At 61.4% G+C, this 12,457-nt stretch carries 9 protein-coding genes; 5 read left to right on the top strand and 4 right to left on the bottom strand.

All coding sequences use genetic code 11. The annotated features are described in order from the left end of the window. Positions 1-173 precede the first annotated feature (173 nt). Positions 174-1,442, top strand: a complete 1,269-nt coding sequence (gene fabF, locus ACV22Z_RS30120) for a beta-ketoacyl-ACP synthase II (protein ID WP_448079946.1) — start codon at positions 174-176, stop codon at positions 1,440-1,442. Between the two features lie 555 nt (positions 1,443-1,997). On the opposite strand, the gene ACV22Z_RS30115 is transcribed toward fabF, so the two are convergent. Then, positions 1,998-2,393: a hypothetical protein gene (locus tag ACV22Z_RS30115; RefSeq protein ID WP_448079896.1), complete on the bottom strand. Its 396-nt coding sequence runs from the start codon at positions 2,391-2,393 to the stop codon at positions 1,998-2,000. 1,231 nt (positions 2,394-3,624) lie between these two features. Here ACV22Z_RS30115 and nthA point away from each other — a divergent pair. From nthA to ACV22Z_RS30095, 4 genes are all read left to right on the top strand, one after another. Next, a complete protein-coding gene (nthA, locus tag ACV22Z_RS30110; RefSeq protein WP_448079895.1) occupies positions 3,625-4,284 on the top strand; it encodes a nitrile hydratase subunit alpha in 660 nt (219 codons plus the stop codon). Then, a complete protein-coding gene (gene nthB, locus ACV22Z_RS30105) occupies positions 4,281-4,955 on the top strand; it encodes a nitrile hydratase subunit beta (protein ID WP_448079894.1) in 675 nt (224 codons plus the stop codon). The genes nthA and nthB overlap by 4 nt, the downstream gene beginning before the upstream one ends. After that, the gene (locus tag ACV22Z_RS30100) at positions 4,952-5,320 is read left to right on the top strand and encodes a nitrile hydratase accessory protein (protein WP_448079893.1); all 369 of its coding nucleotides are present in this window, start codon (positions 4,952-4,954) and stop codon (positions 5,318-5,320) included. Before nthB ends, ACV22Z_RS30100 begins: the two co-directional genes overlap by 4 nt. Positions 5,321-5,866: 546 nt before the next feature. Beyond that, positions 5,867-6,730, top strand: a complete 864-nt coding sequence (locus ACV22Z_RS30095) for a PhzF family phenazine biosynthesis protein (RefSeq protein WP_448079892.1) — start codon at positions 5,867-5,869, stop codon at positions 6,728-6,730. A gap of 320 nt (positions 6,731-7,050) precedes the next feature. Here the strand turns inward: ACV22Z_RS30095 and ACV22Z_RS30090 are convergent, their stop codons facing one another. From ACV22Z_RS30090 to ACV22Z_RS30080, 3 genes are all read right to left on the bottom strand, one after another. Beyond that, on the bottom strand, positions 7,051-7,683 hold the full coding sequence (locus ACV22Z_RS30090) for a LysE family translocator (protein WP_448079945.1): 633 nt from the start codon (positions 7,681-7,683) through the stop codon (positions 7,051-7,053). Between the two features lie 525 nt (positions 7,684-8,208). After that, complete coding sequence (locus ACV22Z_RS30085; RefSeq protein ID WP_448079891.1) at positions 8,209-9,921, bottom strand: alpha-keto acid decarboxylase family protein; 1,713 nt, start codon at positions 9,919-9,921, stop codon at positions 8,209-8,211. A gap of 765 nt (positions 9,922-10,686) precedes the next feature. Next, positions 10,687-12,408: a cytochrome c biogenesis protein DipZ gene (locus tag ACV22Z_RS30080; RefSeq protein WP_448079890.1), complete on the bottom strand. Its 1,722-nt coding sequence runs from the start codon at positions 12,406-12,408 to the stop codon at positions 10,687-10,689. Positions 12,409-12,457 lie beyond the last annotated feature (49 nt).

Here is a 12,457-nt window from a genome sequence, read left to right as displayed (position 1 = left end):
GCTCATTATGGCGCACTTTGCATATCGATTGGCGCGATGCGCCAATTTTTGGCATTCAGCCTACCTATACTGCACCGGAGTTCCGTGATTCCTGCAGCCCTTGTAGCTGCCAGATGGCGCATTGTGCCAATAACTGGCCGCATTTCTTCGCCAATCGAAATGGGAGTTTTCGTTTGAATTCGAGACGCATCGTCGTGACCGGAATGGGTATCGTGTCGCCGTTGGGATGTGAGATTGAATCCGTATGGAGCCGTCTCTTGAAGGGTCATTCCGGCTTGGCTGGTTTGCCTGACGACATCACGGAAGGCATTGCAACAAAGGTCGGGGGCGTAGTGCCCATGGTGACGTCCGGCTGCCCGTGGGGGTTCGATCCAGCCCTCGCAGTTGAACCCAAGGACCAGAAGAAGATGGACCGCTTCAGTCTGTTTGCGCTGAGCGCGGCGCAAGAGGCATTGAAGCAAGCCGGCTGGCAACCTGAGACTGAAGACGCTCGCCAAAGGACGGCAACCATTGTGGCGTCTGGCGTAGGCGGGTTCGGTGCGATCGTGGATGCGGTCAGAATCACGGATAACCGCGGGCCAAGGCGCCTTTCTCCTTTCACCGTTCCCAGTTTCCTGGCCAATATGGCAGCTGGCCACATCTCCATCCGCCACGGCTTTCGTGGTCCCTTGGGCGCACCGGTGACTGCCTGTGCTGCGAGCGCACAGGCCATCGGCGACGCAGCGCGCCTCATTCGTGCTGGCGAAGCCGATATTGCGGTGTGTGGCGGAGCCGAGGCCTGCATCGATCGCGTCAGCCTGGGGTCATTCGCAGCCGCGAGAACCATGTCCACGGGCTTTAATGACCATCCCACACAGGCATCTCGCCCATTCGATGCTGGACGAGACGGCTTTGTCATGGGAGAAGGTGCCGGCATGCTCGTCATCGAAGATCTTGAGCACGCATTGCGGCGCGGCGCCACTCCGATTGCAGAAGTGCTCGGTTATGGCACGAGCGCCGACGCACACCATATGACGTCGCCGCCCGAAGACGGCGCTGGCGGACAACGAGCGATGGAACTGGCAATCCAGCAGGCGAATCTCGAACCCAGGCTGATCGGGCATTTGAACGCCCACGCGACGTCCACGCCGGTAGGCGACATCAGTGAACTGGCTGCCATCAAGGCGATATTTGGAACGGGTCGAAGTCCCGCCGTATCAGCCACCAAGTCCTCGACGGGACATTTGCTTGGGGCGGCGGGCGGTGTGGAAGCGATTTTCACCGTGCTTGCGCTGCGCGATCAGCTTGCGCCGCCCACACTGAACTTGACACAGCCTGATTCGGCCGCGGAAGGCATCGATATTGTCAGAGGTACGGCCCGCAAGATATCGACGGAATATGCGATCTCCAATGGCTTTGGTTTTGGGGGCGTCAATGCCAGCTTGGTATTCCGCCGACTTTGATCGTGGCTGCGAGCTAAAGGAAGAGCTCGATCGCAGGCCTTGGCGCCATTGGCCGATTCAGAAAAGGTATATCGCTTGCCCATACACGTTCGCCGATGAAATCTGGTGCCACTCAGTCTCATTTCTAATTATGGGCAATGCGAAGTGAGGTGATGATATTTCTCAAGGCCGATATCTGCGCGAGCCTGCTATGTTGAAAGACTCTGCTGCGAGGAGAAGAGTTCAGCCTAGTGGACGGGAGTCCTCTCATCCTTGACGATGCTCGAACGGCGTGTTGGGCGAACGTTGGCTATCTCCGATCACTTTGCAAGCGTTACCGTCGGGAGAAGGTCCGTTGTCTCGGCGGGAGCCGACGCTCGAATGTCCGTCTGAGAGTTCGATCGGGCGACCGCTCTTGGCGGGCCGACGTTCGCGAGCGGCGATCTCCGACCCGTTCCCGCCCTTCGGCTTGTTTCGGCGAATGTCATTATCACAGCTCCAAACCGACCGCTCTGGCACGCGCAAACGAGTCGACATATCCGAGGGGCCGGGACTTGGGGCGCGCTTTCATCCATGTCATTGCATAGCGGGTCCAACCTTCCGAAACCACGCACTACTCGGCTTCGTGAATAGAATGGAAAGCGCATAAATTTGGAGGCCGATTTGAGCCACAGACAACGCGCCAACAACAGGCAAACGGGAGAACTCGTCGAACATCACCGGCAGTGTCGGCAGCACGCCAATGACGAATAGTACAAGGAAGGTGATTCGTGCCCAGTTCTTGCCGGCAGAAATCTTAAAGATCAGAAAACTAATAAAGGCAAATACAAAAATCAAGACAATATTCGTAAGCGCCGTTGGTGCTACGGTCCTGATATATGAAAAATCCAATAGCACCTTGACTAAGCCAACGGCCACGGATGCCCAAAGCAAATTTACGGCTGTGCGAACAGATTTTGGTTTTTCATTCACTTTGATCTCCTTCGGCGGGTGCGGGTTGCGTCCAGCACCGGAAGCTAGCTGATTGCTCCACCATGTTAGTTCAAAGTTATGAATATAGGTAAATGTCCTTTACTAAATGCGCAGACTGGGGCGAACAGGGTGGGGCTGAGTCCCGACGCGCAGCCGCTCTTGACTGCCAAACTCATCTGCCGCAGCAAAAATGACGGAAACGTTTTTGGGTGATTTGTCGACCGGGCGCCAAGTTCGATGCGGTGCGATCAATCGTGGAATCGCCAGTCCACAACACACCAGGAACCGCTCATCCAGCGGCCCAATCCTAATGTCTCGTCATGGCCGAGACAGGCCAGCCGAGCGAGTCGCGGCTCTCTTGGCTGAAGCTCGGGTTGTCCAAACTCCAAGGTAAGAAAGCTTCCATGCCCCTTTTTCACGGACCAGGCGGCATGCCCGTAGACTGCAGACCAGATTCGATTGTAGAACGTGCGGCCCAATTCTCTGCCCCCGTCACTATTCATGTCCCAATCGCTTAGCAGCCGCCAAAGGCCGAGGGTGGGATGAGGGCCGGTTCGCGTGGGACAGGGTTGGAGCCGCCGCTTCTTGCCAGCTTTCCCCCGAGTCAACTAGCCAGAATAGCGTCTGAAAACACAAACCGGGCGCTTCAATGTTGCACGTCTCCTCAACTGTCAGGAGGTAGTCCCAGGTCACCGCGAGGGATACCTCGACAGCAGCGGTCAATAGCAGCAAACCGGCGACGCGTTTCATGGGCTCAGATTTTGGGACTGGCATGCCGATGAGTATGGCATGGGTGTCATGAGCTACTTGCGACAGTATGTATCTTCCGGCAGTGACACCGGGTGAGCAGCGCCAATCATTTTGGCGACCAGCCATGCTGCTTGACGCTATCTACCGGCGTGTTCGCGTTCTTTGAAGTTCCGTATGTTCGGAAGGCACCTATAACCGCCGCACCAACTCCGATATTTGAACGTCGCTAAAGGCCGACAAATCGGCAAGCGAAAATTGCTGACGGGTGATCGCCTTCGGTGCGAAACGGTCGTCTGAATGACACATTCTTGGCGATTCCGAGTGCTACCGACTGGCCGGATATCGCCTGACGTGTTCGTCCGTCGCCGACAGACCCGTTCGGCGAATCTGCCACGGAGCAGACGTCGGGACTTGGCAGCTTGAATTTGCGCTTTCGGCCAACCATACTTCGTCGGATCGGCATCCTTCCTGGTGAATTCCGATGAGCCACGACGACTCGCATGGTGCAGCGCATAACGATGGCCACCGCCACGAAGGCAGTGCATTGTCGGATCTGGACTTGCGGGTGCGCGCGTTGGAATCCCTGCTGGTGGAAAAGGGATACGTCGATCCGGCTGCGCTTGACATCCTGATCGAGACCTACGAGAGCAAGGTCGGTCCGCATAACGGTGCACGCGTCGTCGCTCGGGCCTGGTGCGATCCCGGATACAGACAGTGGCTTCTGACCGATGCCAGTGCGGCCATGGCGTCCCTCGGCTACACGGGCAGACAGGGAGAGCACATGGTGGTTCTGGAAAACACGCCAGGCGTGCACAACATGGTGGTCTGCACGCTTTGCTCATGCTATCCGTGGCCCGTACTCGGGCTGCCGCCTGTCTGGTACAAGTCGGCACCCTACCGATCGCGCGCGGTCATCGACCCGCGCGGCGTATTGGAGAAATTCGGCGTCACGTTGGCAGCCGACATCGAGGTTCGCGTATGGGACTCGACTTCCGAGGTTCGCTATCTGGTGTTGCCGATGCGTCCGCCCGGCACCGATGGCATGAATGAGGATGCACTCGCCCAACTCGTCACGCGCGATTCGATGATCGGTACGGGGTTACCCAAGGCGCCTGACGAATGGAAAGGAGTAGTCCGATGAACGGCGCTCAGGATCTCGGTGGCATGCAAGCGTTCGGCCCCGTTCAGCCGGAGCCCGATGAGCCGCCTTTTCACGCAGGCTGGGAACGTCGCGTTCACGCTCTGACGCTGGCGATGGGCGCTACCGGCAAGTGGAACATCGACATGTCCCGCGCCGCTCGCGAAAGCCTGCCGCCCGCGCAATATCTCGCCAGTACCTACTACGAAAAATGGTTCGAGGGCCTCAAGACGCTGCTGATCCAGACGGGCCTTGCCACCGCCGACGAAATCGAAGGGGGCAAGTCGTTGACAGCGGCGGCGCCTGTCGCGCGTGTCCTGACTGCTGGCCAAGTGGGCGCGGCGCTGGCGCGAGGCAACCCGGTTGACCGTCCGGCGCCCGGAGAAGCACGCTTTGCGGTCGGCGACAGGGTACGCACTCGCCTGATGAATCCTCTCACGCACACTCGGCTGCCGCGTTATTGTCGTGGCAAGCAAGGCCAGGTTGTTGCACGGCATGGCGCGCATGTATTTCCCGATACCAACGCGATCGGCGAGGGCGAGCAACCGCACTGGCTCTACACGGTGCGCTTCGAAGCTAATGAACTGTGGGGCCCCGATACGACTGCGTCATCGGTCTGCGTGGACTGCTGGGAACCGTATCTCGAGGCCGCGCACGCGGGCAGCCTGACATGACTCGAATGAAGATGCCGCCATCGGAGGCATACACGCACTTGCCGGGCATGCCTCACGGCAGCGCGGGCCCGGTTTTTAGTGCGCCATGGCAAGCCGCGGCATTCGCAATGACGCTTGCCCTGCATGAACGAGGCTTGTTCACGTGGGCAGAGTGGACGGTTCACTTGAGCAGCGCGATACGCGATGCCCAGGCAACTGGCGATCCGGACCGCGGGGACACATACTACGAGCACTGGCTGACGGCACTCGAACGCATCGTCACGGAAAAGGGGTATGTGACGGTTGATGCGTTGCTGCAACGTCGGGACGCATGGGACGAAGCTGCCCGGCGAACGCCGCACGGCGTGCCGATTGAACTGCGATGACGGTGCCCTGAGGCCCGCCCCTCGCTCGGAAGCGGTTTCGTTGGGTGGCCAAATTGCGGTCATTGGGCTGATGCTGGAATCGGCCGCGTGCCGGATTTCCAGGCTCGGGCGCTTGGATGCCGCGTACTCAACGCAAGCAGCCTGGTGCGCGAATAGCGCACGCCGGAATCTGTGCGTGGGGCGCCCGGTAACAAGTGGCCCTGTCGTGACCTGACGAACACGCCCGAGCAATCGGGGGAGTGGCGCCGACCTTACCGTCCTCATGGCCGGGGCCCGGATGAACCAGTGTTTACCCAGTCCACTACAGACTGCAACTGGCGCCTATGCTGAATCACGGCACTGCGCGAGTACTCCGCCCGCCGACCTTGGACGCCGGCTTCACCGGGCAGCACCTGGAGACCACGGGAGTATCGGAACGATTGGACGACGTGCCTGGGGAGCGCGGCAAGGAAGCGCCCTCGGCGCCCGGAACGCGGATCCCGTTGGGAGCTTGAGTGGAGATTGCGCTGATCGCGTGAAGTCGAGTGAGCATTTCGGGAGATCGCCATGCTTCTACCCTTCAAGCAGGTCGACGTCTTTACCGCCACGCCTTTCAAAGGCAATCCCGTCGCCGTGATCTTCGAGGCCGACGGGCTGAGCGATGCGCAGATGCAAACCATCGCCAACTGGACCAATCTGTCGGAAACCACCTTTGTGGTCACGCCTACGGATTCGCGAGCCGATTACCGGGTACGGATTTTCACACCTCAAATGGAGCTGCGGTTCGCCGGCCACCCAACGCTGGGCACCGCGCACGCGTTGTTGGAGCGCGGCCTGACGCCGCACAGCCCGGGGCATTTGTGGCAGGAGTGTGGTGTCGGTCTGGTGGAGCTGCGTCAGGATGACGACGGATCGCTGGCGTTCAAAGTGCCGGCCGCGCGCTGGCGTGAAGTGGAACGCGAACACTGGCCGTCGCTGGCGCGTGCATTGGGGGCCGAGCGCGTGGAAGACAATCCGCCGCCGCAGATCGTCGACATCGGCGTGGCGTGGCTGCTGTGCTGCCTGCGCGACGGCGAGGCCTGTCTCGCGCTGCACCCCGATTTCGCCGCTCTGACGCGACTCAGCGAGCAGTTGGGCGTAGGGGGCGTGGCGACTTTCGGGCCACTCGGGCCACAGGCGGGCGCCGCTTATGAGGTCCGCTGTTTCGCTCCCGCCGACGGCATCAACGAAGACCCGGTTACCGGCATTGCGAATGCGTGCCTGGCGCTCTATCTGCAACGCACCGACATGGCGCCGGAGCACGGCTACCGCGTGCGCCAAGGGGCCGCGATGGGTCGAACCGGCCAGATCGAGGTGCGCTATAGGGATGATGGGGTATGGATCGGCGGGCATTCCGTCACGTGCGTGGATGGAACGCTGCGGCCTCGGTGAGACGCCGAGGCCAGCTCTCCGAAATATTTCATATGGAAACCATGAAAGCGGTTTGCCCGCTGCACGGGCCAACGACCATCATCGGCACGAACGCGTACGGGTTTCCGGTTTATGCGTGCTGCTGCAAGGACGTGCCCTATGTGACCCCTCCGGACGCATGTACGCGGGCGCCGCAGCAACGCGGGCCTGACGCGCAGCGGCAACCCGAACAACCGAAGACGAAAAAAGAAGGGCGCTGACGATCAAGGCCCGCTGCCCGTGCACTGCTCCGCGGTATGACCCTCGGTATCCCATTGGACAAGCGAAGGTACTGAAGCCAACTAGACACGCGACGCGAGAAGTCTGATGCCGGCAATCCCGAATACTACGGCCAGGCATCCTTCCAGGGCACGACGGGTCCGCACGTACAACCTGCGAGCCGAGTCCGTTGAAAACAACACTGAATAACCGGCGAACACCAGACATCCGATGGCTGCACAACCTGCAATTACAGCACTATGGGCTGACCCCGTGCTGTTCGACGATAGAGCAACAATTGAAACCCACACGAGGATAGCTTTCGGATTAGTGAGATGGAGCATCGCTCCGCGGGAGTAGAGGTGCGTCAATGTCTGTGTTCGTTCCACCTTCAGGACGGATTCAGCTGCTGTCGCAAGCGCATTGCGTCCGGATTTGAAGGCTAGCCACAACAGATACAGACCACCAAAAATCTTGACTGCAATGATGAATTGCGAATAGGCGATCAGAGCAGCCGACACGCCTAGCGACGCCACCGTCGCCCAAAACATCGACCCCGAGATGACACCGAGTGCGAACATCAACGCCGCTTTCCGGCCGTGACTGGCCGCTATGGACATAATTGCAAGGTTGCTCGGCCCTGGACTCGCGGTGCCAACGAAATACGCCGTATAGGCAAGCAGCAGGTTCGTCGAGAAAAAGGCGTTTCCAGGCATGTTCGGGTTCCGGAAATGAAGAGTCGCCAAATTATCGGGCTTGGCCGAAACGAGCGGCAGTGGCGATATTGCCATCTTTCGAGGAATATCAGACATGCGCGGCGGCGTTCGTCGAACGAGGCGGGCGGATGGCGCCGCTCAGTCATTTGAACGCTGATCGGCATCAGTGAGCAGACCTTCGCGAAAGCGATGCGTCGGGTTGGTCATCGACGTTTCCTGGCATTCATTTAGCCGGTGCGCCAGTCATCCAAATGCGGCTATTGAGTCTCGCCGTCTGAAAGGACTGCCTGCTGCGTTCATTTCCAGCATGGAGAACAACCTCAAGGAGAAGGCATCGAATGGAGCTCTCGCGTTGCGCCGCCACGTCGAAGTCGTCTCCATGAACGTCCTCAAGTCACTCGATGACTATTTCGACGCAGGCACAACTGCACCCGAGGGGCGTTCATACTCGCGCAGCGGTGCGATTCTGGTACGGCGCGTGATCGCCTCATCAAACGCGGCGCGCCGCGCCGACTTTGTCTTTATCTACAATGTGTCGGACCGGAGCTGCAGGCTGTCGCGGTGCTGCGGGCCGCGAGGCCCGTAGTCGAGCTCGGCCCCCAGGTTGCTGCTTCTGGTGATTGCGGCGGGAGCGTCGCACGGGTCCATGATCGACTCGACGAAAATCAGCCTGTCGTTCGGCGCGCCGAGGGCATTTTGCAGATCCCCGCAAGTCCTGACCACGAACGAATGCGCCGAGGCGCCGGGATGGAGCACTTTCGGCAGATCGGCATAGGCCCAGTTGGCGATGTCGTTGTAAGGCTCGGTCTTGCCGAGGTAGCCGCGTTCGATGGTGTATCCGCCGTTGTTGATCAGCAAGATCACCGGCTTGTGATCGTGTCGCAGAATGGTCGACAACTCCTGCGCCGTGACCTGGAAGGAGCCATCGCCCACGAGCAGCACGTGACGACGGTCTGGCGCCGCAGTGAGCGCGCCAAGCAGGGCTCCGACCGAATAGCCGATCGATCCCCAGTTGATCGACCCGATGAAGGTGCAGTGCGGTGGGAGCTTCAGGCCAAGGAGCGAAAATGACGTGCCATTGTCGACGTACAGGACGTCACCGGGCCGCAGGTAGTCCTGGATGGCCTGCCAGTACACAGCCTGAGTCAGCGTGGCGGAGCCGTCGACGTGCACGTCCGACACTGCTGCGGCCACAGGGCGCGGAGCGCGGTTCGTGATCTGAGGGACCGCATCGATGACGCCGCGGAGCACCTCCTTGAGCGTCACCGCCTGATAGTTGTCTTCGCCGACGTCCACTGCGTGTCCGCGGGCGTGGATCGTGCCGGCGGGGAGCGTTGCCGTGAAATCGCCCGTGGTTACCTCGATCGGCCGGTAGCCAACAGCGAGCAGGCAGTCACTGCTCTCGATCGTCTCACGTACCTGCGGCTCGCTGCCCTTGCCGGCGTAGATGCCAAGGTAATGCTGGAACGACTCGTTGATCACGCCCTTGGCCGCGTTGATCACCGCCACCGGAACCTGCATCTTCTGGGCCAGCTCCACGAGCTCGGGGGCGACGCCGAACCGGTCCGCGTCCGCATCCACCAGGATCGCCGGCGAGTTGGCGGCGGACAGCCGGTTCGCGACCGCGGCGATGCACGACCGCAGACGTTCCGGATCGCCGGGCGGCTCGGCAAGGACGAGCGGAGTTGCAGGCACCTCGATCTCGAGATAAGCGATGTCGGACGGCAGCTCCATGTACACCGGGAGCTTCTCGCGCCAGGCGGTGAGGATCAGGCGGTCGATCTCGATTGCCGCGTTACGCGGGGTGATCCTGACCTGCGCCGCGGTCACCGGAGCGTATGCGCGAAGGAAGTGGTCAAAGTTTCCGTCGGCCATGGTGTGGTGCATCCCCAGGCCACGATCGATGGACCTGAGCGGGATCGAACCGCAGATGCAGATGACCGGGACATGCTCGGCGTAGGAGCCGGCGACACCGTTGAGTGCGCTCAGGGCACCTACGCCGTTCGTGACGAGCAGCGCGCCCAGGCCATTCAGCCGTGCATAGCCGTCCGCTGCATAGGAGGAGGTCAGCTCACCGGTATTGCCGACCCATTCCAGCGCGCCGCCATCCTGGAGTTGCTGCAGCAGCGCGAGGTTGTAGTCGCCGGGAACGCCGAACAGGTGCCGAACGCCGGCCTCTTCCAGACGGCGAAGCAGGAAGTCGCCGATCGTCATTCGTTGTGTGAGGCTGCTGGACATTGCTTTACCTCCTTCGACTCGGGTGAGAGCGGCACGCAAGGATCGGGCAGCAGGTACGCGGTGCGATCGAGTACTGCATTTCACGGGATTCAGGGATTCAGTGGACGCTCACCGCTCAGCACAAACTGCGGCTTCCCCATTCGACGACATTGGCCGCCGCCTTCGCATGTCGGCAAGCGTGCCCGGGAGGCGAGCACCGCGCGGAGCGCTGCGATCAGAACATGCATCCGTCCGCGTTGCTTGAATTTTGGGCCGCTGTGCCGACTGAATCTTGTGCCAGGGCGGAGGCTGGTCCGGGAGGGAGCCGACTGTGGATAAGTCTATGTCTTTTCCGGTTCGCCGTCCGCCTTTGTGTGCGTTTGTACCCCGCGAATAACACCCGCCGCAGCCGGACGCTCATCTCGAAAAACTCGACCCTTCAGATCACCCTCTATCGGGTCGGCAGCGGCCTGGGAATGGTTAAGCGACACCCGAAAACCGAGTAGCTTTGCCTTTTCACACACGCTCGGTCGGCTTCGGTCGACCGCATCGGGCAGTAGCCGGCCATGAACGGTCACTGCCTGGCGCGTTGGCCTGGACGATGAATCGTCGGTTCGACTCAGAATACGGCCATTCGGCCTGCAGTCGCAGGCGTGAGGGCGTTGGTGCATAAAGACGGGCGGCGCGCAACTGCCTGCCCGTGACCGTGACGCGCAGAAAGCGGCGCCGCTCCAGCTTCATGACTTCCTGAATGCAGGACATGAGTTCCCCCTCGCACCCAAGGACTCAGCCGAACGTGAACGCGTAAGCCTGCACGCCTGGGTCGAGGAACGTGATTTCGAAGGTATGTTCGCCGCTGCCAATGGCCAGCCGCACGAGCTGGTAGAGACGCTGCTCGGTCACCGTGCCGTTTCCGCCCGCATCGATGTCCATGCCACGGTCGGCGCCGGGCGCCTTGCCGTCGATCAGCACGCGAAAGCGCACAGGCTTGCCGTCTCGACCGGGCGCCAGCACCAGATGCAGGTCACGGCCACGGAAGCGGTAGACGATACGTCCTCCGGGGCTGTCCAGCCGCGCATTTTCGTCGGCCACCGACCAGCGTCCGTCGAGCGCCCATTGGTTGGCCATCAGCGTGCCGGGCACGCGATATGTCCTGGGCTCATCGTGCGCCAGATCTCCACCGACGAAGTTCTCTGCGCGTGCATAGCCTACGTAGGTTTCCGGCGAACGCGCGGCATCGCCTGAGGTGGCTGCCTGGGCGCCCTGCGCGTTTGGCTGGACGTAGCCGCCGGGCAAGTCCTTCTGGCCGGCATCGGCAAGCATCTGGCGTATCACGTCCTCGCTCTCCTTGTAGCCGCCTTCGCCAAAATGGTGGTGACGGATATGCCCCTGCGGGTCGATGAAGTAATGCGCGGGCCAGTATTCGTTGCCGAACGCCTTCCAGATGGCGTAATCGTTGTCGAGCGCGACCGGGTAGTCGACGCCCTGGTCCTTCACGGCCTGCTTGACGTTTTGCGGATCCTTCTCGAAGGCGAACTCGGGCGCGTGCACGCCGATCACCACGAGGCCGTGATCCTTGTATTTGCCGGCCCAGCCGCGCACGTAGGGCAGCGCACGGATGCAATTGATGCACGAGTAGGTCCAGAAGTCGACCATCACCACCTTGCCGCGCAGCGACTGTGCAGTGAGCGGCGCACTGTTGAGCCACTGGGTGGCGCCAGCCAGTGATGGCAGTTCACCTTCTACCGGCAGCGCACCCACGGCTCTGGCAGCGGCCTGCACGGGGCCGACCAGATGTATCGCGTCGATCAGCTTCTGTTCGACTGCGCCGGTACCCGCCAGCGACACCCGTGTCAGCAGGTGAGTATCCAGCCCGAGCGCAATGGCGGCCACCCCCGAGAGCACCAGCACGCCCAAAGTGCGGCGCACCAGTTCGCCGGCGCCAAGCGAGCGCTTCATGGCGGCGAAGACGCGTCCGCCAATCAGCAGGGCCAGCGCGAGTGACGTTGTTGCGCCGGCCGCATAGGTGAGCAGCAAGAAGGTCGTCTTGATGCTGGCCCCGTTCAAAGCCGCACCCGTGAGCAGCAGGCCCAGGATGGGACCTGCGCAAGGCGCCCACAGCAGTCCGGTCGCCACGCCCAGGCCCGCCGCCGTGAGCACGGAATCACTTTCGCTCCCGCTGCGCTCGGTGAGCGTGTTGCCGAGCGTCACGAACGGGTGGGCGATCCACTCGGCGACGCGATTCGAAAGCAAGGTAAGGCCGAGCACGACGAGCACGGCGAGAGCCACGATGCGGCCATACCGATTCGCGTGGACGGCCCAGCCGCCGCCGACAGCGGCCAGGGTGGCAACTGCGGCGAAGGTGAGCGCCATGCCGGCCAGCATAGGCAGTCCATTACGCGCGAACGGTCGGTCTGCGCGCGCGAATACGAAAGGCAGCACAGGCAGGATGCAGGGACTCAGAATGGTGAGTACCCCGCCCAGGTAAGCAAGGATCAGTAAAAGCATGGGAGCGACGTCCGTGGTGGGTTCATGGCGCGATTCGCACGGCCTCGCG

The sequence above is a fragment of the Burkholderia sp. PU8-34 genome, from assembly GCF_053427725.1.
The sequence above is the reverse complement of the archived record's forward strand: the minus strand, read 5'-3'. Positions and strand labels throughout refer to the sequence as shown.